Genomic DNA, 21,682 nt, shown 5'->3' on the forward strand with positions numbered 1-21,682 from the left:
TGAATATCTACCAAAATGGAATTATCGTGCAGTTCCGACTATTTAGCAGACGCTAAAGTTATTAAATTTTCATTCCTTACGAACTATTGACCAACTTTGGGTAAGGTACAGTAACGGACGTTTCGGCTTTTCGGTGCAGAAACGCATCTATGAAAGTCTGGGGGGAACCAGAGAATATCATAATCTGGAAATTTGGGAAGCTTTTGGCGATCGGGTAGGTTGGCGTGTGAATAGTAGTAAATGGTTGCACTATAATGATCTAAAATTCAACACCCAAGCACCGATAGCACACCTCCCAGGGTGTTGGAGGTATGGGGTTGTGGAGGGAATTCAACACCGGTTTGGTTTGGGTAGGGTGATGTATACAAGAAGGCCCTTGAATTTTTGAGGCGTGGGGTGGAGGGGAAGATGAGAGGGCGAGCGCGTCGAGACTTGTAGCGCGTCGAGACTTTTAGACTGTAACATCTAAGCGTTTCAGGTTTTCATAAAGATTTATTAAAAAGGCAAAAACCACGAAACCACGCCAGTTCTACGTTTCCGATACCTGGCACTGAGCGGACTGGGCTAAAATGCTACCAGCAACTTGTGGGTTGTAACAATTAGCGAAGATAAAGTTTAATATTTGATGTCGAATGAACTTTTAAATTATCCGAAAAATTAATAATATAGTCGTGGACGCATGGGTGGTCAGAAACCGGGTTTTTTGCGAGAATACTTGGTTACAGCCCGCAGATTCGGTAAAAAACCCGGTTTCTAGGCCTCGGAGTGTGTCCCATTTTATAGGAGGAGGCATGAATCCCCATAACTTAGAAACACAATTTGTAGTTTGCATTAACAATCAAGACTATCAAGCATCATTGGAAGTGCGAAAAATCTACCAAATAATACCGGATAATCGCGCTGGTGAACATCAATTTATCCGAGTTATTGATGAATCAGGCGAAGATTATTTGTATCCACTTGCATATTTTGTGCCCATCGCCTTGCCGAAAGCCGTAGAAGCCGTATTTGCATAGGATAAATTAACAATGATATCTGTAGAAAAATGTCCAAGTTGCGGCGGTGAAATAGTTAGAAAAGAAGTCGATAAACTTTTACGGGGCGGCAACCATACTGCTATCTTAAAAGTATCCGCTGAAGTTTGCCTAAGCTGTGGAGAACGGTTGTACTCTGTGGAAACAGTTAGGAAATTTGCCAAAATTAGACAGCAATTGCAGCGAGAAGAGACTCAAGAATTTCAAGCGATGGGGCAATCTTTTCGAGTTGGATAAGTTATACGATAAAAAGAATGAAAAACCTAACTCAATTAACCCAGCTTGAATTAGTGCTGCTGGAATTAGTAGCTAAAGGTCAAGGAAAGTGGAGTTGGTACGAACTCGCGAATGCACTTTCCCGTCGAGATGTACCGCGAGAACCTGACATGATGGTTGTCTTAAAAAAACTGGCTGCTGAGGGCTTGGTTAAACGATATGTAGAAACAGGTTCGCCTCGCGACCGATGGGAATTGACAACTGAGGGGACGATTTTGTTGACAGAGGCAACTGCTTCTGAACCGACTACTTTATGCAAATATGTTGAAGTTTAACTTAGAAACACAATTTGTAGTTTGCATTAACAATCAAGACTATCAAGCATCCTTGGAAGTGCGAAAAATCTATCGAATCATACCCGATAATCGCGCTGCGGAACATCAATTTATCCGAGTTATTGATGAATCAGGTGAAGATTATTTGTATCCTGTCGCATATTTCGTGCCTATAGAATTGCCGAAAGCCGTAGAAGCAGTATTTGCATACACAAAGGTTCTGTAGGGGCGGGTTCACCAACATCTATGTCGCTCAATAACAATCTAAATAAACCCGCCCCCGCCCAATGAATTACTAGAATTCATTGGCGGATTTAATCTAAACTAGATGGGGAAATTCACCGAGAATCCGGTGGGTGGGGGCGGGTTTACAATATTTTTTGTTGTGTCTGATAAATTAGGGTGAACCCGCCCCTACAGGCGTAATAAATCATCCGAATTAATTCACGAAAATTATCTCAAATCCTCAACCGATTTAATTGTAGCCCCCATAAACTCCAGAAATCTCTCTCGCGGATGATGCGATCGCCCCTTCTCCCCAGCAAAACTACAAAATGTACTGGCAAATCCCTTCACAGACCCAGGCTCAGCATTTAAAGCATCGGAGGTTTTCCATTGGACGATCGCACAAACGCACCAACCACCGCTGTTAACAACCGCCGACCTCTAATTATCGCAGGAATTCTCCTCGGTATCGGTCAATCCGGCTTTTTTGACGGCATTGTGCTGCACCAACTCCTCCAGTGGCACCATATGTTTAGCAGCGTTAAAACCGATGCTACTGTTGCCGGTTTAGAATTAAATACCCTCGGAGATGGATTGTTTCACGCTGCGGATTGGTTGGTAACAGTGGCGGGAATCTTCTGTTTGTGGAGTGCTGTGAAGCGCAAAGATGTTCCTTTGTCAACTCAAACTTTTTTGGGTTCAATATTAATTGGTGCTGGATTGTTTGACTTTGTTGAAGGCATTGTTGACCATCAAATTTTGGGAATCCACCACGTCAAACCCGGTATCAACGAGTTAGCTTGGGATTTAGGATTTCTCGGTCTCGGTCTTAGTTTAGCGCTGCTAGGTTGGATGCTGGTACAGAGGGAAGTTCCCGCAGATACTAAAGTTTAAATGAATGCAGAGATTGGGAATTCTACCAACTCCACGTTAAAAATCCCTCAGTCTCTGTTTAACTCCTCAGTTCATCCCGCCGAATCCAACCACGCAATCAAATCCTCTTGACTCCTAAAATCCAACAAAGCTTCTCCCAAATCATCTAACTGTTCCGCAGATAACCCCTGGATGCGAGTTTGAACTTCCTGTGTAATATCACCCACCCGCCGCACGATCTGACGCATAATTAATCCTATCTCCCCCTCAATTTTACCCCTTTCGATTCCTTGTTCTATCCCCTGTTCAATTCCCTGTTGTATTCCCTGTTCAATCCCCTGTTGTATACCAATTTCTATCCCTTTCATCACAGACCCGATTTGGTCTTGGATAAACATTTCTCGCTTGTCTACATCATTCAATTCGTCTAGTGTCAAATTTGCTCGGTTGGCAATTCCCAGCGCGGTATTAATCTCTTCAATAGACCCCAATGTCTCTGGTACTGCTTCCAAAGAGGGCGCGTTTTTCATAAAGTAGAGCCATTTTTCCGGCAGAGTTTCGAGTTCATTCAATTCTTTTTTGAATTTCGGTAACTCGACAAACACTAACTTTAACTCGCAGTTGGGATAGACGAATTTCTCTTCGGTTTCTGTGAATTCAAAGTTAGAGATTAGTTTTTCGGTGTTTTCAAATAAGATAAAGTCGGTGATGGTTAAAGCAATTACTGGATTTAATCTTAAGTAACCGTCTCCAGCTTTGAGTTGAGTTGAATAGGTTTTAGCTGCATTGTATACTACCCGTTTTTCAAAAGCGGCGACGTTGAGTACCTGCATTTCCACAATCACGGTTTTGTTGCCGGTAATCTTGGCTTTGACATCCAGGTAAGTGTCTTTCAATCCTGTAACGCTTCCGGCTGAATAAGGGTCAATGATTTCTATTTCTTGGATTGTTGGTTCTCCGTTATACAGCATTGCATTTAGGAAGCTGATTAAAATTTCTGGATGTTCGGAAGAAGCGAATATTTTTTTGAATGCAAAGTCTGTTTTGGGGCTGATGAAACGCATATATTTTATAGGATTTTTTTTATTAACCGCAGAGGGCGCAGAGGACACAGAGGAGGAGAAAAGAGAGGAAGATGGATATTGGCTAATATTGGAAGGGTTGGGTTGTGTTGTCTCAACCCAACCTATTATCTGAATGCTTTTATCAGCCTGTGGCTTGAGTAGTAGCATTAGGGGACATCTCTAGCTTTCCAGTTATATCCATCGTCGCAAGCTTCAGCACTTCATTAAAAGCTAAACCCCGAATTTTGAGTTCCCACCGAATGCCTTTTGCTTTCATTCGCTTGGCTTTCCGCATATCGACATCAGCAGCTTTTTGATGCAAGAGCAAATATTTCATTGCTGCTGTAGCTTCTACTTTTGTGGGAAATGCAATATAGGTGAGAAATCCGCCGTCCCAATGATTGGCGTTGCGGACGCTGCTGATAGTCGCCACTCTCGGACTAAAGCGGTTCCAGTAAAAGTCGCTGTAGCCGATCGACTGTGTATTAACTTGGAGTTTGTTTGCCATTTGACTTAACTCCTATAACCTTGTGTGTGGGGTTAGCAGTATCAATTTGCTGCTGTTACTATTATAGCAAATTATTGAGAGATTGGTAACTGTTGGCTGTGGGCTGTGGGCTGATGCCTAAAACCTCAATTCATATTCCGCAGTGACGCGGTTGTCTCCTTGAAAATTACTGGAACTCCTGAGTAAAATTTTATCGCTCAATCGATAGCGCACAGTAAATTCTGTCGGTTGATTTGCTGACAAAACTCGAATGATTGATGCTGAAATATTGCGCGTGATGTCAAACCCGACTTCTAAACCTAAGCCGAGAGAACCCGCACCAGAACTGGAACTAGCAGTTTGTGCTTCGTTACCTCTAATCCGAGTGGGAAATAAGCGAAATTCGCTCAATCCTGTGGCGTTTGTAATCGCAGATTGAAGGTTGTTCAATAAACCCGCACCGGCTAAATTTGCGATCGCCAGCGTACTATCTCCCTGTCCCAAAGTCTGCACGAAACTGCCACCCAACAGCGCTACAATCTCTATTTCCGATCGACTCGGAGAACTCCTCAACTCCAGATTTTCCCCCAACTGAGAAGCCCTTCCCTGCACTAACGCTTGAACTCGGACACTCCGCACGCTGCCGAAAGTTGTCGGTTCGTCTGCTATTTCCGAGGCTACAGATGTGCCGGGAGTGCGGAACCGCGTTACTTCCTGCACCGAAGTTGCTAATCTCACATCCAGCGTCGGATCGAGTCCTTGTGTTGGTACAAAGGTCGCAGTCTGCGGGTATCCTCGATCGAGTCTAAACTGCGTCGTAAACAAATTCACCGACCCCGAAGTCAACCGAATCGTACCCTCCGGGCGAAGGTCATCTAAAGTTCCATTCACCGTCAAGCCCCCAGTCGCCTGAAAACTCAATATCGGCGCACTCGTTACCCGAATTCCCCGGCCCAAATTCAGCCGCAAATCGTTCAATCCAACTTCAAAGGAAGGGGAAGGGGAAGGGGAAGGGGAAGGGGAAGTCGCAGCAGAAGGGGAATCAGAAACCTCAGTCGCAGGGGAAGCAGAAGATGTGGAATCAGAATCAGAAGCAGAAGAGGAAGAAGCTAACTCAGTTCTGCCGCCGCCGGGACTTCGGAGAAATACTTCGCCGTTGTACAGTTCAATATTACCGCTCAACTGCGGACGCCTAGCCGTGCCCCTTGCCTGCACTTGACCGACTACGCCGCCGCTGTACAATCCTCTGAGGTTCACTGCCAACTTGTCTAAATTTACAGCCAAAGGATTATCCGCATCGACATCGCCCTCAGCAAACGGCACAGACAGCGGAATCACGCCAGCGGCGACAACTTCTCCCTGACTCAACTGTCCCCGAATTCCTTCTACCCGAATACGATCGCCCTCAAAGCGCACCGTCCCAGTTAGCCCTGTCAGCGGTTCTGGGAAGGCTCTCGCCCGGACGGTTGCATTTTCAAAATTCGCAATTCCTTGCGCTACAGGGTCTTGCAGCGTCCCTCCGATGCGAATTTGCACCTGTCCCTGACCGCTGACCCACGCAACTTGCGGAGTCAATACATTAATAATTGCCAAACCTTCATTTTGCAAATTCGCCCTCAAATCAATTTGATTGCTGTCAGCTTTCACCGCTGCAAACGGCAACTCAAAAGGCAAACTTCCGGCGACTTCAATCGGTTCGGTTTGAGTTACCAAAGCGCTGCCGCCAAAATTCAGGCGGGCATTGCTATAACTGAAACTGCCGTCGGCTTGTTTAATCGGTTCTCCGTTTAGCGTACCCTCAACCAAACTCAATTCTCCGGTGGCTTGCGGATTTTCCAAACTGCCGGCCAAATTCGCCCGCAAATTCAAATTTCCTGTGACATCTACAAAAGGCAATTCCACCAGTTTTGCTAACTCTTCCACCGGCACATTTTCTACCCGCAACTGCCCGGATTGAGCTTTTTGCCCGATTTGCCCCGAAAAGCCGATCGCACTTTTGCCCGATCGAATTTCCAGAGGCAAAACAGTTAAAATCCCGTCCTGAAAACTGCCTTCAAGGCTGAACGTTTCAGCGACATATTCTCCCCACTGCCAGTTATCACCTTTCACATTAAATTGAGCTTGCACACCAGTTTGCAAAGAACCGGCGACAGCAATTTCCGCACCAAAAGTGCCTTGCAATTGGGATAATGGAGGCAATTTTTCTGATGCTTCCACTGCTTGCTGCTGCTGCAAAAGTATTTCAATTTCTGCCAACCGGCGCAACTGTTCGATTAGCGGGGCTTCTGGTTCTCCCACTGCTACAGTTTGCACGTCGCCACTGTCACCGTAAACGGGAGGTTTTAGGCCTCTAGCCAAGTCGCCTAAATTGAAATATTGCAAAGCGGTTAAAACCTGCTGCAAATTACCTTGCTGGACGTTAACTTTCCCAGCAAATTGCGGGTTTGGCCCTGTTTGAACATTGCCGGAAATTAAGTATTGACCGCTGCCTTGGCGGAATATGCCATTTGTGAGAGTGGCGCTGCCGTTAGCGTAGCTGAATTCGGCTTGGAAACTGTCACCTTTAATGTAGCCGATCGCCGGTTGGGCGATCGCAATTTGTCCGCTTGCTTGCAAAGTCGCCGGATTTAACGGCATCTTCCAACCAGGCACATTTACTTGTCCCGAAACCGTACCAGTTATCGGCCCCAAACCCGCCTCTTTACCCGGTGATAAATTCAAAGCAGCGAGGGGAAAATCGCTTAAATTAACTCGCAAAGTTTCTCCCTCGGTTTGGCCCCTAGCGACAGATTCCCCGCGTTGAATTAAGAAAGATGTCGGCAGAAAAGATTGATTTAAAGCTACTTCGATTTTGTCGCTGGCACCGGCCAAACGCAAATCTACACTTTTCCCAGCATCCGCATTCACAGTCCCCGCCAGTACCGGATCAAAAGCGATTTGATTTACTGCTAAATCCCGCACTTCCACGTCGCCAACTAAGCTGAGGGCGCTGAGGGTTCCGGTGAGGCTGCCGGTAAAATCTACATTGCCGCGCAGGGGAAGATTATTCTCTGAAGGATTTTTGAGACCAATTGGTCTCAAAAATGCTAGTTGTTCTGCTGGTAAAGCTTCCAGATTAAAGTTGGCAAGTTGGACATCCAAATCTAAGTTGGAAATTGAGGGCCCTCCTTTACCTGCGAGTTCGACGTTAACAAAGCCGTTTGCTGTCAAACCGGGAGTTGTGGCGTTCTCAATTTCCACCCGTTTGCCGTCCCAATTAAATACTGCCTCAAAAGGTTGTTTCAAAAACGGCAATTCCGAGATGCGGAAACTGCCGCCAGCGCGAACATTTTGTAGGGGCGATGCCCCCGTGCCCGCCCCAATCGGCCCGGATAAATTGATATTGCCGTTAAACAGCCCTCCAAGCTGGGGGAGATTTTGGGCAGCAGAGACTACACCTCCGGTTTGCAAGCTTTGCCGCTGTGACTCAAAGGCTTGCTGGAAGCGACTTAGAGCAATTTGCTCGCCCTCGATTGACGCGCGCCAATTCCCCGATTCTGCGCGGCCTTTAGCATTGACAATTCCTCCGCCGTTGGCGAGTCGAATTTGTCCGTCGCCGTTGGCGGTGATGCCGTTGGCGGTTAGATTATCTACTGTTCCCAAAATGCGGACTTGGCCGTCGAGGGTTCCGTCAATTTCTGGCGGTAAATCCGCTGTCAGCAAACCTGTTTGTTTGAGGGTTTGTTCTAAATTACTGACGGCAATTCCGTTCGTTTCCAGCAATGCTTGCAAGTTGCCGTTTTCCAATTTTGCCGTAGTATCGATCGCCCCTAGTCGATCGACCAAAATCCGCCCTTCTCCACTAGCACTAATTCCCTTCGCTGTCAAGTTATCCAAACTGCCCGCTGCTTGGAATTCGCCGTTAAGTCTGCCGTCAAATCCTTTAGGCAAAGTCGCCGTTAGGGTAAAGAGTTGGGTATTGCGAATAGTTTGTTCTAAGCGACTGAGAATAACTCGATCGGCATCGGCGAAAGCTTGCCAGCGTCTGTCTTCTAATTTACCTCTAAAAGCAAGAGTACCGTCCCCTATATTGAGTTTGCCACTGCTGCTGACGCCTATGTCAGCGGCGGTGGAATTATCAAGACTGCCGCTGGCTTGAATTTGATTGGATATTTGTCCGTCAAGCGATTTGAGATTTTGGATTTGGGATTTTAGATTGTTGATATTGGCGACTGTTTGGGGATTGTCAGCAGTGAAAGCTAAGCCAACATCTAACAGGGGCAATCCTAAATTTACTAAGCGGTTGATGGAAGTGCGATCTGTTTCTGCGGTTCCCTGCCAATTTCCCGCTGCCAATTCTCCTTTAAAATTCACATCACTGCCGGCAAGATTGAGTCTGCCGCTGCCGCTGGCATTGATGCTGCTAGCAGTCAAATTGTCAAGACTTCCCGATGCTGTAAATTGACTCGATAGCAGTCCGTCAATCGATTTTAGATTTTGGATTTTGGATTTTAGATTGTTGAGATTGGCAGATTGCTGATTTTCGGGATTGAATGCTGAAGCCACATCTAAAATCGGCAGTGTTAAATCTACCAAGCGGCTGATGGAAGTGCGATCGGTTTCTGCTGTTGCTTGCCAATTTCCCGCTACCAATTCTCCGTTTAAATTCACATTGCTGTCGGCAAAATTGAGCCTACCGTTGCCAGTAACATTGATTCCGCCAGCCGTCAAATCGTCAACATTTCCCGCCACTCGAAATTCACCGGCTAGCTGTCCGCCTAACGATTTTAGATTTTCGATTTTGGATTTTAGATTGTCTATATCTGCGGTCGTTTCCCGTGTTAATAACGGCAAGCCAATATCAATCAATTGATTGACTGCAACTTTTTCAGTATTGCCAAAAACTTGCCACCTGCCCGATTCTAGTTCGCCATCAACATTAACAATACTGTTAGCAATATTCAGCGTTCCTTTGCCCGTCGCAGCGATCGCATTTAAACTTAAATCGTCCAGAGTTCCTGCTGCTTCGACGGTTCCGCTGAACAAACCCGCTAGTTCAGGAGGCAAATTAAGGTCTGGCAGGATTTGCTGCAAACTGTTTATATCCACGCCATTGCCCTCGATCAAAGCTTGCCATTGACGGTCTTTTAGCGCAGCATCCACGTTAACAGAAGCGTCGCCAATTTTCACAACCGTATTTTGCAAATCAGCCGAATTCCTTGCGGCTCGAATTTCGCCCGCAGCGGGGAAAGTTCCTTGCGGTGCTTGCCATTGAACTCTCGCTTGAATGTTGTCTAACGGGCCGAAAATTTGAGCTTTTGCGGAGACAGTGCCAATATTAACAGTAGCAGGAATTGGGAGAGCGTAAATTTGGGCGATCGCGTCTCCGGGTACATTTTCAGCTTGGAAGTCAAACACTAAACCCGATCGCGAATTATCCTTTGATAAAGCTAGATCGACTTCACCTTTACCGCCAATTTTACCACCCGCCGCCGGCACTACCAAAATATCGCTCACAGTCAAAGCTAAAGAGGAAAAAGGGGGAATAGAAGATTGAGAATTGGGAGTTGGGGTTTGAGCCATTCTCCCGCGTTCCAATTTGAAATTAGTGCTAATATTGTTTAATTGCAGTCGATCGACCGTAGCTGGTTTTGTCGAGGCGATCGTACCTGTCAGCACCGGCATTGCAAATGTTCCAGTCAGCTTGGCATCCGCTTTCACTTCCCCTGCCACAGCCACGGGTAATACTACTTTTTGCCCTAACTCTGTTTCCACCGTACTGACAACACTTGCCAAAGCGACTGGTTGCACGTTAGTTATCAGATTGAAGCTAGCATTCTCCAAATTAAAATTATTTCCAGTGGCAACTGTTCCTGCTATTCTCAGCGGAATTAAACCGTAATTAGCCACCAGACTATCGACAATCACATTAGTTCCCTGAAACCGCAACTGACCGCTGCTATTTTGTATGATTTGTTTCAAGGGAGAAATACTCGCTTGCACTCCTCCAAAACTAGCCGCTCCGGTAATTCCCGATACTTTATTATCTCGCACTTGCACGGTCAAATTGCCATTAGCAAGACCTTTTTGTAAAGAAATGCCGGAAAGTCTTAGCAAGCGAGCGAGGTCGGGCAACGGCAAATTTTGACCTTGCAACTGCAGGTTAGTTTGAGCTGCAGGTAACATAGAATCAGCTTTAAGTATAAAATTATCGCTGTTAGTAAACTGACCGTTTACTTCGTAGAGAACGCGCTGATTTTGGTCGCGAAATAGAGCACTGCCATTTTTCAAATTTACAGAAATAGGAGCCGAAGTTTTCTGTCCTAATGCGGGACTCGGTACCAAAACTGCGGCGGAATTTTCAGCTCGAAATGCTTCAACTTCAGTTTTAAATAAACCCGGAGATTTCCGCTCCGCCGTTGGAAGATTAACCCAGCGGCCTTTAGCATCCTGTTCGATATAAGCGTTGGCTTTAACTAAAGTAATATCTAATTTGAGAGTGCGGGTAAACAGCAGTTGCAAAACCGAAAACTTGACTTTAACTGCTTCTGTAGAAGCATAATCGGGATCGGTAGCAGTTGCAGGTAAAGTCGATCGGCCAAACCGCAAACTTGTCAGAGAAAATCCCTCCAAACGTCCGAGTTGCACGGGCCGCTTCAGCAACTGACTGACTTCAGTTTCCACCAAAGGAGCTAACTTTTCCCGCACCCACTGGTATCCTAGCGCCGCCCCAACCAAGGCGATAATGCCCAATCCCGTACCGCTAAGCAGCAGCAGACGCCACCAGCGGCGGTGGGGACGGGGTGCGAGTTGATTTTTGTTATCGTCCGAGTTAGTCATGGGTGTTTCTCAAAAATCAGAGAATTCAGGAATTATAGGGAATCAGCCGATTTTAGACAGGTAGAATTTCTGTGATTCGCCAGCGTGGCTTCTGCCTTTGGTAGACTCAGAAGTGAGGTCGGAAGTGCCGATCCCCGGATCGATCGCAGGCAAAAGGCACGCCCCCACTCCAGGGTAGACTCCAGAAACCTTTACCGAACTTAATCAAAACACGCAACACCACCTAAAACCAAGTCCTCCAAGTCCTCCAAATCCTCTAGATTCCCCCCGCAGTGCAGGATCGGTGGTCAATCTAAAATCTAAAATCTAAAATCTAAAATCTAAACACGCCCCCACTCCAGAGTAGACTCTAGAAACCTTTACCGAACTTAATCAAAACACGCAACACCACCTAAAATCGACAGTCAATCTAAAATCTAAAATCTAAAATCTAAAATCGCACGATCGCTTCTAAGATAAAAAAACGGTGGTTAAGAAGGTCTTTAAAACTTATGCGAGTGTTCGTCTTACTCTTCAATGCCCGCACCGAGAATGAGGGAATTCATACCATTCAACTCGGCGATCGCAATAAAGTTCTGATGTTTGAGTCAGAAGACGACGCCACCCGCTTTGGCGTGATGTTGGAAGCTCAGGATTTCCCCGAGCCCGCTGTCGAGGCGATCGACGATGAGGAAATTAAGGAGTTCTGCAACAGTGTTGATTATGATTGGGAACTGATACCGGCGGGGGCGCTGGAGATTCCGCCAGAAAACAATGTAACACAGACTCAGTGGCAGCCAGAGCCAGATCCGGATCTCGCTCTGGATTCTGATGTTTCCCAAAACGAACTGGATTCTATTCGCCGCCGACTCGAAGGACTTTTGTAATAGTCATTAGTCATTAGTCAGCAGTTATTGGTAATGGGTAATGGGTAATGGGTAATGGCCTCTCTCTCGGAAGTAGATTTAGCCGATCGCCAGAACCGGAAATTTCGAGCCTTTGAGTCACGACTTCACCAAGCTCACCAGCGGGCAGGCAATGCGTACCCTATTTTGTACACCTAATGACTAATGACCAATGACCAATGACCAATGACCAATGACCAATGACTAATGACTAATGACTCATCAAAAAACATGAAGAATTTAGAAGAACGGGGCCATCTGCTGACTGAACAGGTGAATACCAACAGCGAGAATTTAGACCAACTCAGTTCGATCGAATTAGTGGACTTGTTCAACCGGGAAGACGCCCAAACCTTAAGCGCGATCGCCCGTGCCCGCGAACAGTTAGCCCAAGCGATCGACATTGCAGCCGAGTCTCTGCGTCAAGGAGGCCGCCTGTTTTACGTCGGTGCGGGTACTTCCGGGCGTTTGGGGGTGCTGGATGCCGCCGAGTGTCCCCCCACCTTCTGCACACCACCAGAACTCGTACAGGGCATAATTGCCGGGGGTGCGGGGGCTTTGGTGCGGAGTTCGGAGGATTTGGAGGATCGGGCTGAGGATGGGGGTGAGGCGATCGCCCACCGTCACATTACCAACTTAGATGTAGTTGTCGGGATTACGGCTGGGGGTACGACGCCTTTTGTGGCGGGCGCTTTGCAGGCGGCACGCCAGCGGGGGGCGAAAACTGTGTTTATGGCCTGCGTACCCGTCGAACAAGTGAATTTTGAGGCTGATGTTGATATTCGGTTGTTGGTTGGCCCGGAGGTAGTGGCGGGATCGACGCGCTTGAAAGCGGGTACAGTCACAAAAATGGCTTTAAATATCATTTCGACTGGGGTAATGGTGAAGCTGGGGAAGGTTTACGGCAATCGCATGGTTGACGTGGCGGTTACTAATAAGAAATTGCGCGATCGGGCTGTGCGGATGTTGCAAGATTTGACTGATTTGAACCGGGATGAAGCGGGTTTTTTGCTCGAAAAAAGCGGCAAGTCTGTAAAATTAGCTTTGATGATGCACTGGACTAATTTGGAGAAGGAAGAGTGCGATCGCCTTTTGGGCGAGTTTCAAGGCAATTTGCGATCGGCAGTAGCATCGATTGGTCATTAGTCAGCAGTCAGCAGTCAGCAGTCATTAGTCATTAACAACTGCCAACTGCCAACTGTCAACTGTCAACTGTCATTTGCGATATCGATGCAAAAAATTGTGAAATCTCTTCAGTGGATCTGATGTGATAAACACTTTTGGTATTTTGGGCGCGATCGACATACTCGCGATATCTGGGAGTCAAATACTTGTGACACAACCAAAGAACGCGGTAACTATTAATTGAACTCTTCAAGATGGGGCTCTTTTCCGGCCAGCCTTCTGGTAGCCTAAAGCTACCTGTAATCAGCCGTTTAGTCACCCACCAGAAATGCACGTATAAGGGCAGATCGACAAAAACCAGACTATCTGCCTCGTTGAGTCGAAGCCAGACGGTTTCCATACAACCAAAACCGTCTATAATCCATCGGTCAGTAGCCAAAATTTTCTCATGGGTACGCTTATATTCTTCATTTGGAACCTCAGCGCCCCCAGATTGATATTTAATCTTATCCAAGGCGTAAAGTGGCAAACCAGTGATTTCTGATAATCTCTTGCTGAGAGTTGATTTACCGCCTCCAGCGTTGCCAAACACGGCTACTTTTTTCATAGTTATCCCTCTTAGTAATCATGCAGTTTGTAGCAATACTTGATATTATTACTATAATAATCAATCTATCAAAATAGCCCCCTTGATTATCCTCTCCAAATTCAACGTAAAGCGCTCTTGTTTTTATATTCCCGACTTCTTGGAGGAGTCGGGAATCTGGATATGATGTTTTTTAGGGGTTGACAAAAACGATCGCCGTAAGCTGACTTTGATTTACACCCTGCACGATTCCCAAATAATTACTGCCAGACTTAATCGCCGTAGAAGCGATGCTTGCACCTCCATCCAACTGCAAACTCACAGCTTCAAAAGTCAAATTTGCAAATCCGATACCGTCAGTCAAACCAATTTTATCCCCAGCCCCAAAATCGGTAATCACATCCGCACTAATTAAAGTAGCCGCAGCAGACAAACCTCCTGCTAAGATAAACGTATCATTTCCAGCACCGCCCGTCAAAATATCTTGCCCGCGATCGCCCGCCAACAAATCAGATCCGTTACCGCCAATCAAGACATCATCTTCTTTGCCGCCACGGATAGTATTGTTACCGTCTCCTCCGATTAGTCGATCGTTCTCGTTATTGCCGCTGATAAAATCATTGCCAACACCGCCATCAATTAAATCGGATTCTTTGCCGCCGGATAAGCTGTCATTCCCTCCTGCGCCATTAATTGTATCCGCACCTTGCATCCCATTAATGCTATCAGCACCTTCTCCCCCCGTGATATTGTCTTTGCCGGAAAGGGCAAAAATTGGCAATCCCGCAGCATTTGTCGGTATTTGAGTATCGGCACTATCTGATAGGAAATAATTGCCGCCACTGGCTGTATTTTTGGGTGCTTGTGTCGCGCTGCCGTCCCCTGTAGCATTGGGTATTGGCGAAGTAATAGATATAGTGTTTGGTGTGGGAGTCGGTGTGGGTGCGGGATTGACACTACCGTCAAGAGAAGTCGCAAAAACTTGCGTCCAATAGTGATTCCAATTTTCTGTGCCAGTATCGTCGGCTAAGAAATAGTAACCAATCCCAATTTCTTTGAGATTCGGGTTTAGAATGTTAGTGCGATGGCCGCTGCTGTTCATCCACGATGATACAACTTGTTCGGGTGTAGAAGATCCAGCAGCAATATTTTCTGCTGCTGCTGAGAATTGATAGCCCGTTGCAGTAATGCGACTGGTGAATGACGAACCATCTTTTCCGGTATGCGAAAAGAAGTCTTGCATTGCCATGTTTTGGCTGTGATTTTCCGCCGCATTTAGTAACTGAGTATTTAAGGTTAGCGGCGACAAACCTAATTTACTGCGTTCTAAGTTGGTAAGTTCTAAAACTCTATAAATAAAGTTTTGATTGGTTGAAGTTGGTGCGACTTGAGAGACAGATCGCTCTCCTGTTAAAATGTCCGAGGACTCAGAAGCGGAATTTTGTAGTTGTTCAAGCATGGGGATCATCAACAGTTTTAAGACATGGTTTTGCTGGTAGATTGCTTACCGTCTTAACGATAGTTTCCCCGATCGCTAGCTGGCTGGACACAATTCAATAATTGTATTAATCCCTGCCGCTGCTTTATCTATTTTGATTATAGCTGTTGTCAAAGTGGGGATGTCAAGAGGCTGGCTCTGATTGAAAAATGGAAGAGTACGCTTGAATTTAAGGAGAGTTTTAAAGGAATTTGCGATCGCCCGTGGCATCAATACAATTTGAGATTTGAGATTTGAGATTTGAGATTTTTCCTGATGAGTAAGGTTTACGCTACGCACCAAGCCAGCAGGCTGGCTGGCTAGAAACCCGGTTTCTACGAGTTTTGCAGAGAGGAACGACAAATATAGGAAGAAACCGGGTTTCTGAATTATGTGTGCGATCGCGAACTAAGTTTTTAGTAGAATCCTCACAAAAAATTCTAAATTAATTCAAAATTCACAACCGCGCAGGGTTGTTCCGGATCACAAAAGCAATCTCAAGATTTCAAACTATTTTCTTGTCCGGCTTTAGCCTCCTGAGCAACTTGCTCAACCTCATCTTTGGCGAGAATTTCCAAAGCTGTCTGTGCTTCTGCACCGCCCAACCGCCCCAAAGCTTGGGCGACTCTGTAACGGATCTGCCAATCTGCATTGGAAGCGTAGGGAAGCAGCAGCGGCAGCGCCCGTTTATCTCCCAATTCACCTAATGCGCTGATCGCAATGGTTTGGATCAATTCGTTTTCAGAAGTTAGGGCATTTTCTAACATCGGAAAGGCTTTCGGATCTCCCATTTCTCCCAAAGCAGCAACGATGCTCATTTGCACCAGCCATTCAGAGGTACTGCTATAAACTTGCTGCAAATCTTCTAAAGCATCGGTTAATTTCAATGCGCCCAAAGCATCGGCTGCTGCTGCTTGCACGTCGGGTTCGGGGTCGTTGTTCAGGCTGTGGAGCAGTACCTCTAAAGCGTTCGGCAGATTCTGCGTACCGAGGGTTGATAATTGGCTGACTGCTGCGTAGCGAACCCGGACGTTTTTGTCGCCGATCGCAATTTGAATTAGTTTATAGGCGATCGCGGGGTCTAGTTGCCGCAGTTGGTTGACTGCTCGCAGTCTTTCGCCAAAATCCTCGGAATTCAGCAATTGTTCGACAGACTCAGGGGTAATGCTCATCGGATTTTAGATTTTAGATTTTAGATTTGGTAATTGGTAATTGCCAAAAGTCAGCGAGATTGAAAGAGCGATTCCCTACGGGATAGCTTCGCTTCACGACTCATTTTCGGATACAGTCCTGGAACTGCAACAGTTAATTAAGACTCCGCCGCCATCGAGCGGATAATATCTCCCCTAGTGAGGATGCCAATTACTTTGCCCGCAGTATCAAGCACCGGCAATCGGTGGATGCTGCGATCGTGCATCAGTTTGGCAGCTTCTTGGACAGATTTATCGGGCTCGATGGTAACTGGGTCTGTACTCATCGCTTCTCCTACTGTTTGTCCTAAAGCCTTGTGGAGTTCTCGCTCGTAACGAGATGGATTTTCCAAATAAATCACGCTATCGAGCACCATGATATAAGCGGGCGGAGTTACGCCGGTTTCCCGCCACATCAAGTCGGTTTCGGAGATGACTCCTACCAACAAGTCATTCTCATCTACGACGGGAAGACCGCTAATGCGTCGATCGGCTAAAATTTTAATCGCTTCGTTCAAGGGCATTTCGGGTCGCGCCAAAATCGGGTCGCGGCTCATTACATCGGCTACTGTTTTTGGCATGATTAGGGGTTGATTGAGTTGTTGCTCTAAATCGATCATATAGGGAAAGGGCGGCACAGACTGAAGAAAGGCAGCTCTGCTGAAGGGATTCGTTAGAAAGTAGAAGGAAGGAAAAAGCTTGAATGCCAGAATTTTGCTGTTTTTTTCGATCGCACTATAAAATTCTGCCCTTTGCCGGACTCCGGCGAGCGATCGGTCTGACCAAAATTAATGGGATTCAAGCCCCGTCCTTCTAGGACGGCTTTTTCTTGGTTTTCAAATTCCTAATTAACTCTCTAAGAACATCAGACTTAGTTCTGCCAACCGCCACACAATATTTTTCAAGTATCTCTAATTCAAAGTCTTCGAGCCTAAAATCTAATCGTTTTTTCATGAGTTTGTACGGATATATGGTGTACAATACTAGCATGAAATCACGCTACCAGTACCGAATTTATCCATCCGAGCAACAACGCAAAGACCTGGCAAGGCTATGAAGGTTGTGTGAGAGTCGTATGGAACGGTGCTCTGGCACTGTGTAAGAAATCGGAGAAACTACCTAGCAATGGAGATTTGCAAAAAATATGCATTACTCAAGCCAAAAAGACCCAAGAGCGTGAGTGGTTGAGCGAGGTTTCTAATATCCCATTACAGCAATCTATTGCTGATTTAGGTGTAGCTTGGAACAACTTTTTCGCATCTATTAAGGGAAAAAGAAAAGGCAAAAAGGTTAATCCCCCTAAATTTAAGCAGCGGACAAACAGACAGTCAGCCCGTTTCCGAAAAGGGGGATTTAGCATCAAAGCTGCCAAGGTTTTCTTAGCCAAAATTGGGTGTATTAAGACTAAATGGTCGCGACCTCTGCCGTCTGAACCAAGTTCAGTCACCGTTATTAAAGACACCGCAGGGCGCTACTTCCTTAGTTTTGTTGTTGAGGTGCAGCCCGAAACCAAGCTAGCTTCTAACCCAGCAGTGGGTATTGATTTGGGCATAAAAATTTTTGCGGCGCTCACCACGGGAGAGCGAGTGGCAAGCCCCAGCTACTCAAAGTTAGACCGTAAAATTCGACGCTCTCAACGCAAGTTATCACGACGCTCTAAAACATCAAAGCGGCGTGAACGGATGCGATTGAAGGTGGCGAAACTCAAAGCAAAACTGCGAGATATCCGCAAGGACTTTCTGCATAAACTATCGACTAAGGTGATAAACGAGAACCAAGTTATCGCCCTAGAAGATTTAAACGTCTCCGGACTCCTGAAGAACCGCAAATTATCCAGAGCAATCAGCTCCGCTGGATGGCGGGAATTCAGAACAATGTGTGAGTCTAAGTCGGAGAAAGTTGGACGTGAGGCAAGTTGTCATCAGCAGATGGGAACCAACCAGCCAAGTTTGTTCGGATTGTGGTTACCGCTGGGGCAAGTTAGACCTTTCGGTGAGAGAAATTGTCTGTATGAATTGCGGCACTCTTCACGACAGAGACGACAACGCCTCAAAAAATATAGAACAAGTCGGGGTAGGGCATATCCACGACTCAAAATGGGCAGGGAGGGAGTGTAAGACCTCAATTGAGGCAGTTCCCGATGAACTGTCAACCCGTCTAAAGTACGAACAGTTAACTCTGTTCGACTGGTAGGGAATCACCGCGCCTTCAGGCCGGTGAGGATGTCAAAAGATTGTTAAGATATATTAAAGAGCGGATAAATCCTTACCAATGCCAGAATCTCCAGCCACAGAACCAGACTCCCAACCAGAAGCGCGCTGTGTATTGGTTTGCCAGTATCAATCTTGCCTGAAAAATGGTTCAGCAGCAGTGCTAGCTGCTTTTGAAGCTCAACAAGTTGCAGGGGTTAAAGTGGAGGCCTGTAGTTGTCAGGGACAGTGCACCACTGGCCCGACTGTGCGAGTTACCCCAGACGAAATTTGGTATTGTCGAGTTAAACCGAGTGATGTACCGTTGATTGTGGAAGAGCACCTCAAAGAGGGAAAACCTGTAGAGGCGCTGTTCAATCCGAGAATTCATGCGCGTTATTATTATTAATATTGACTTGATTCGGTGAAACTTCCAAGCTCTGGCGCATCTAATTTGAATAGTTATTTTTAAGGAACTGGCACTTTGAAAATCCAAGGAATTGCACTTAGTTTGTTAGTCCTAATTCTGGGGCGTCCGTCAGCGGTTGCTGCTCAAACGTCGGCGGTTGCTGGGGATATTTGTCCTGGGGAATTGGGGGCGCAAGTAGATGCGATCGCCAACCGTCCCGAATTTACCCGATCGCGCTGGGGCATTTTGATTCAACCTCTATCTTCTACTACTACTCTCTACAGCCGCGACGCCCAAAAATATTTTATTCCAGCATCAAATGCCAAGCTGCTAACTACAGCCGCTGCTTTGCAGAAACTCGGTGCAGATTTTCGGATTAAGACATCGGTTTACAGCGGCGAAAATGGGAGTTTGTACGTTGCCGGCAGGGGAGATCCGAGCATTGCTGAGGCTCAGTTGAAATCTTTGGCGCAGCAGTTGAAGCAGCGGGGAATCAGTCAAGTTAACCAGTTGATTGGCGATGACAGCTATTTTCAAGGCAGTGCAGTCAATCCGAATTGGGAATGGGAAGACGCGCAAGCTGGCTACGGAGCACCGATTAACAGTTTAATTTTCAATCAAAACGCGATCGACCTTCTCTTGTCCCCGCAGGCTCTGGGGCAACCTCTGAAAGTTACTTTTGTCGAAGCAAAGCTGGCAAATCAGTGGCAACTTCAGAACAATACTGTTACCGTCGCTCAAAACGAATCTGAGTTTATTGAAGTTGGTCGGGAGTTCGATCGACCTATAATTCGAGTGGGCGGACAGTTGAAAGTTGGTGCAGAACCTGAATCAGCTTATGTCGCAGTTGTCAACCCCGCTAATAATTTTTTGCAGTATTTTCAACAAGCCCTGGCTGCTGAGGGAATTCCTGTTAAACAGGCTTTAGTTGCATCGGCTTCTCGCAATCTAAATCAAGAATTAGCGACCGTTGAATCGCCGCCGCTGGCGGAATTGGTGAGAGAAACTAATCGCGTAAGCAACAATCTTTATGCAGAAGTTTTATTGAGATTGTTGGGAAAAGTTACAGACAAGATGCCTGTGCCACAAGAGAATACAGGTGAAAGCGGTTTGAAAGAGTTAAAAACAGTTTTAACTCAATTAGGAGTAAATCCAAACAGCTACATATTAGCCGACGGTTCCGGCTTGTCTCGGCACAATTTAATTACTCCAGAAGCCTTAGTGGAAACTTTGAGACTTATGGCCAATTCACCTGCTGCATCTATTTACCGCCAGTCACTGCCGATCGCTGGCGAAAGCGGCACTTTGAAAAATCGCTTTAATACTACACCAAATCGCGTAATTATGCAAGCAAAAACAGGAACTATGAGCGGAGTTTCGGCGCTGTCGGGATATATCGAAGTTCCGAATTACGAGCCGCTGGTGTTTAGCATTATCGTCAATCAATCTGACCTATCGACTGCAAAAATGCGATCGGCAACGGACGAAATTGTGCTATTATTGAATCGCCTGCGCCGCTGTTAAAACAATACATTTAAGGTGATAAACTTGAACTCAGTAGTTACACCTAAAACACAGGACACCCCAAAACCTTACAAGTTTTAAGTTTAATTAGATTGCAGCGGCGGGGATCGAAAAGCAGCTACAATAAAAGTAGAAAAATTAACACCATTGGGCCGTTTCAGCCTGCTACCAGTCGGCGGGTTGTGTACTTCCCGAAAATAAGTCTAACTTTCCCACTATGACTTCTTTAGATTCCGAACAGCAACACATCTTTGTCGAAACCAATAACATCCGCCTGCACTGCGTTTCTCAAGGAGAAGGCGAGCTCGTTCTCCTCCTGCATGGGTTTCCAGAGTTTTGGTACTCTTGGCGTCATCAAATCCCTGCTTTAGCGCGTCATTTCAAGGTGGTAGTGCCGGATTTGCGGGGCTACAACGATTCCGACAAGCCGGAAAGCGGCTATGATTTAGATACGCTGAGCGCGGATATTCGCGGTTTGATTGCGAGCCTCGGTTATACAAAAGCTCACGTTGTAGGTCATGATTGGGGAGGGGTGATTGCGTGGCACTTAGCTCAAAAATTCCCCGAACAACTCAACCGCTTGGCAATTTTAAACGCTCCGCACCCGCAGCGATTCGTGCAGGAAATGGCGAGTAATTTAGATCAAATTCGCCGCAGTTGGTACGTTTTGGCGTTTCAGGTGCCCGGCATTCCCGAATGGTTGATCCGGCAAAACTTGAAAGATTTTGTGCACAATGTTTTCCAAGGACAAGCTGTTCGCAAAGGAGCTTTTAGCGCTGAGGAAACTAAGATTTATCAGACTGCTTTAGAAAAGCCGGGAGTATTAGCCGCCGCTATCAATTATTACCGGCAGATGTTTCACCCCCAGAGGCTTTGGAATTTGGGGCAGAAATTAGAACCTGTGACAGTGCCTACTTTGGTGCTTTGGGGAGAAGAAGATGCGTTTTTGAGCCACAAACTTGTAGAAGGTTTAGACAGATTAATTACTGCTCCGTTTAAGTTGAAATTAGTGCCTCACTGTGGTCACTGGATTCAGCAGGAAGCCCCACAAACGGTGAATCGAGAATTGCTGAGTTTTCTGAGAAATTCTTCTCCTTCTTTGGCTGTGGCATAGAAAAAAATTAACGCTTGCAAATAAGAACGGGCCGGAGAGCCCGTTCTTAATATCTGACGCACCCTACTTAGGATCGCGAATTAAATAACTTACAATTTTAATTGTTATTGTGGGATGGGCGTCCCGCCCGT

At 46.3% G+C, this 21,682-nt stretch carries 19 protein-coding genes and 1 pseudogene; 13 read left to right on the forward strand and 7 right to left on the reverse strand.

Annotation, left to right across the window (positions count from 1 at the left end; translation table 11 throughout):
• Window positions 1-85 precede the first annotated feature (85 nt).
• The 6 genes from QUB11_RS27575 (at window position 86) to QUB11_RS27600 (ending at window position 2,704) form a co-directional block, all read left to right on the forward strand.
• Complete coding sequence (locus QUB11_RS27575) at window positions 86-388, forward strand: GUN4 domain-containing protein (protein ID WP_445300806.1); 303 nt, start codon at window positions 86-88, stop codon at window positions 386-388.
• 403 nt (window positions 389-791) lie between these two features.
• A complete protein-coding gene (locus QUB11_RS27580) occupies window positions 792-1,016 on the forward strand; it encodes a hypothetical protein (RefSeq protein ID WP_333206916.1) in 225 nt (74 codons plus the stop codon).
• Window positions 1,017-1,028: 12 nt separating this feature from the next.
• Complete coding sequence (locus QUB11_RS27585) at window positions 1,029-1,271, forward strand: YgiT-type zinc finger protein (RefSeq protein WP_333206915.1); 243 nt, start codon at window positions 1,029-1,031, stop codon at window positions 1,269-1,271.
• 17 nt (window positions 1,272-1,288) lie between these two features.
• Complete coding sequence (locus QUB11_RS27590; protein WP_333206914.1) at window positions 1,289-1,585, forward strand: hypothetical protein; 297 nt, start codon at window positions 1,289-1,291, stop codon at window positions 1,583-1,585.
• The gene (locus tag QUB11_RS27595) at window positions 1,572-1,811 is read left to right on the forward strand and encodes a hypothetical protein (protein ID WP_333206913.1); all 240 of its coding nucleotides are present in this window, start codon (window positions 1,572-1,574) and stop codon (window positions 1,809-1,811) included. The genes QUB11_RS27590 and QUB11_RS27595 overlap by 14 nt, the downstream gene beginning before the upstream one ends.
• Before the next feature lie 389 nt (window positions 1,812-2,200).
• Window positions 2,201-2,704: a DUF2243 domain-containing protein gene (locus QUB11_RS27600; RefSeq protein WP_333206912.1), complete on the forward strand. Its 504-nt coding sequence runs from the start codon at window positions 2,201-2,203 to the stop codon at window positions 2,702-2,704.
• Between the two features lie 71 nt (window positions 2,705-2,775).
• On the opposite strand, the gene QUB11_RS27605 is transcribed toward QUB11_RS27600, so the two are convergent.
• The 3 genes from QUB11_RS27605 to QUB11_RS27615 form a co-directional block, all read right to left on the reverse strand.
• A complete protein-coding gene (locus QUB11_RS27605; RefSeq protein WP_333206911.1) occupies window positions 2,776-3,747 on the reverse strand; it encodes an Rpn family recombination-promoting nuclease/putative transposase in 972 nt (323 codons plus the stop codon).
• A 142-nt stretch (window positions 3,748-3,889) separates the two neighbouring features.
• On the reverse strand, window positions 3,890-4,255 hold the full coding sequence (locus QUB11_RS27610) for a hypothetical protein (RefSeq protein WP_333206910.1): 366 nt from the start codon (window positions 4,253-4,255) through the stop codon (window positions 3,890-3,892).
• 117 nt (window positions 4,256-4,372) lie between these two features.
• Window positions 4,373-11,053, reverse strand: coding sequence for a translocation/assembly module TamB domain-containing protein (locus QUB11_RS27615; protein ID WP_333392161.1), 6,681 nt, complete (start codon window positions 11,051-11,053; stop codon window positions 4,373-4,375).
• A gap of 491 nt (window positions 11,054-11,544) precedes the next feature.
• Between QUB11_RS27615 and QUB11_RS27620 the strand changes: the two genes are divergently transcribed.
• On the forward strand, window positions 11,545-11,919 hold the full coding sequence (locus QUB11_RS27620) for a DUF3110 domain-containing protein (protein ID WP_333206908.1): 375 nt from the start codon (window positions 11,545-11,547) through the stop codon (window positions 11,917-11,919).
• A 249-nt stretch (window positions 11,920-12,168) separates the two neighbouring features.
• Window positions 12,169-13,083: an N-acetylmuramic acid 6-phosphate etherase gene (gene murQ, locus QUB11_RS27625; protein ID WP_333206917.1), complete on the forward strand. Its 915-nt coding sequence runs from the start codon at window positions 12,169-12,171 to the stop codon at window positions 13,081-13,083.
• A 55-nt stretch (window positions 13,084-13,138) separates the two neighbouring features.
• Here murQ and QUB11_RS27630 read toward each other — a convergent pair whose 3' ends face one another.
• The 4 genes from QUB11_RS27630 to QUB11_RS27645 all read right to left on the reverse strand — a co-directional run bounded on the left by QUB11_RS27630 (window position 13,139) and on the right by QUB11_RS27645 (window position 16,935).
• The gene (locus tag QUB11_RS27630; protein WP_333392163.1) at window positions 13,139-13,669 is read right to left on the reverse strand and encodes an adenylate kinase; all 531 of its coding nucleotides are present in this window, start codon (window positions 13,667-13,669) and stop codon (window positions 13,139-13,141) included.
• Between the two features lie 172 nt (window positions 13,670-13,841).
• The gene (locus QUB11_RS27635) at window positions 13,842-15,107 is read right to left on the reverse strand and encodes a CAP domain-containing protein (RefSeq protein WP_333392165.1); all 1,266 of its coding nucleotides are present in this window, start codon (window positions 15,105-15,107) and stop codon (window positions 13,842-13,844) included.
• Between the two features lie 515 nt (window positions 15,108-15,622).
• Window positions 15,623-16,297, reverse strand: coding sequence for a phycobilisome degradation protein NblB (gene nblB / locus QUB11_RS27640; protein WP_333206904.1), 675 nt, complete (start codon window positions 16,295-16,297; stop codon window positions 15,623-15,625).
• A gap of 137 nt (window positions 16,298-16,434) precedes the next feature.
• Window positions 16,435-16,935: a CBS domain-containing protein gene (locus tag QUB11_RS27645; RefSeq protein ID WP_333257735.1), complete on the reverse strand. Its 501-nt coding sequence runs from the start codon at window positions 16,933-16,935 to the stop codon at window positions 16,435-16,437.
• Window positions 16,936-17,379: 444 nt separating this feature from the next.
• On the opposite strand from QUB11_RS27645, the pseudogene QUB11_RS27650 reads away from it, so the two are divergent.
• The 5 genes and pseudogenes from QUB11_RS27650 to QUB11_RS27670 form a co-directional block, all read left to right on the forward strand.
• Window positions 17,380-18,165: pseudogene (locus tag QUB11_RS27650) on the forward strand (RNA-guided endonuclease InsQ/TnpB family protein); the annotation flags it as partial.
• Between the two features lie 55 nt (window positions 18,166-18,220).
• Window positions 18,221-18,508, forward strand: coding sequence for a zinc ribbon domain-containing protein (locus tag QUB11_RS27655; protein WP_333300731.1), 288 nt, complete (start codon window positions 18,221-18,223; stop codon window positions 18,506-18,508).
• A 78-nt stretch (window positions 18,509-18,586) separates the two neighbouring features.
• Window positions 18,587-18,913: a (2Fe-2S) ferredoxin domain-containing protein gene (locus QUB11_RS27660; RefSeq protein ID WP_333206902.1), complete on the forward strand. Its 327-nt coding sequence runs from the start codon at window positions 18,587-18,589 to the stop codon at window positions 18,911-18,913.
• An 81-nt stretch (window positions 18,914-18,994) separates the two neighbouring features.
• A complete protein-coding gene (gene dacB, locus QUB11_RS27665) occupies window positions 18,995-20,437 on the forward strand; it encodes a D-alanyl-D-alanine carboxypeptidase/D-alanyl-D-alanine endopeptidase (RefSeq protein ID WP_445300805.1) in 1,443 nt (480 codons plus the stop codon).
• Between the two features lie 217 nt (window positions 20,438-20,654).
• Window positions 20,655-21,551, forward strand: coding sequence for an alpha/beta hydrolase (locus QUB11_RS27670; protein ID WP_333206900.1), 897 nt, complete (start codon window positions 20,655-20,657; stop codon window positions 21,549-21,551).
• Window positions 21,552-21,682 lie beyond the last annotated feature (131 nt).

This window comes from Microcoleus sp. B6-A1, assembly GCF_036705085.1.
In the GTDB taxonomy this organism is placed as follows: domain Bacteria; phylum Cyanobacteriota; class Cyanobacteriia; order Cyanobacteriales; family Microcoleaceae; genus Microcoleus.

Bases quoted from the DNA above. Each gene is read 5' to 3' on its own strand.
- QUB11_RS27615 (WP_333392161.1), bottom strand. From the start codon at position 11,053: ATGACTAACTCGGACGATAACAAAAATCAACTCGCACCCCGTCCCCAC.
- QUB11_RS27580 (WP_333206916.1), top strand. From the start codon at position 792: ATGAATCCCCATAACTTAGAAACACAATTTGTAGTTTGCATTAACAAT.
- QUB11_RS27585 (WP_333206915.1), top strand. From the start codon at position 1,029: ATGATATCTGTAGAAAAATGTCCAAGTTGCGGCGGTGAAATAGTTAGA.
- QUB11_RS27630 (WP_333392163.1), bottom strand. From the start codon at position 13,669: ATGAAAAAAGTAGCCGTGTTTGGCAACGCTGGAGGCGGTAAATCAACT.
- QUB11_RS27620 (WP_333206908.1), top strand. From the start codon at position 11,545: ATGCGAGTGTTCGTCTTACTCTTCAATGCCCGCACCGAGAATGAGGGA.
- QUB11_RS27610 (WP_333206910.1), bottom strand. From the start codon at position 4,255: ATGGCAAACAAACTCCAAGTTAATACACAGTCGATCGGCTACAGCGAC.
- QUB11_RS27670 (WP_333206900.1), top strand. From the start codon at position 20,655: ATGACTTCTTTAGATTCCGAACAGCAACACATCTTTGTCGAAACCAAT.
- nblB (WP_333206904.1), bottom strand. From the start codon at position 16,297: ATGAGCATTACCCCTGAGTCTGTCGAACAATTGCTGAATTCCGAGGAT.
- QUB11_RS27635 (WP_333392165.1), bottom strand. From the start codon at position 15,107: ATGCTTGAACAACTACAAAATTCCGCTTCTGAGTCCTCGGACATTTTA.
- QUB11_RS27605 (WP_333206911.1), bottom strand. From the start codon at position 3,747: ATGCGTTTCATCAGCCCCAAAACAGACTTTGCATTCAAAAAAATATTC.
- QUB11_RS27660 (WP_333206902.1), top strand. From the start codon at position 18,587: ATGCCAGAATCTCCAGCCACAGAACCAGACTCCCAACCAGAAGCGCGC.
- murQ (WP_333206917.1), top strand. From the start codon at position 12,169: ATGAAGAATTTAGAAGAACGGGGCCATCTGCTGACTGAACAGGTGAAT.
- QUB11_RS27645 (WP_333257735.1), bottom strand. From the start codon at position 16,935: ATGATCGATTTAGAGCAACAACTCAATCAACCCCTAATCATGCCAAAA.
- QUB11_RS27595 (WP_333206913.1), top strand. From the start codon at position 1,572: ATGTTGAAGTTTAACTTAGAAACACAATTTGTAGTTTGCATTAACAAT.
- QUB11_RS27590 (WP_333206914.1), top strand. From the start codon at position 1,289: ATGAAAAACCTAACTCAATTAACCCAGCTTGAATTAGTGCTGCTGGAA.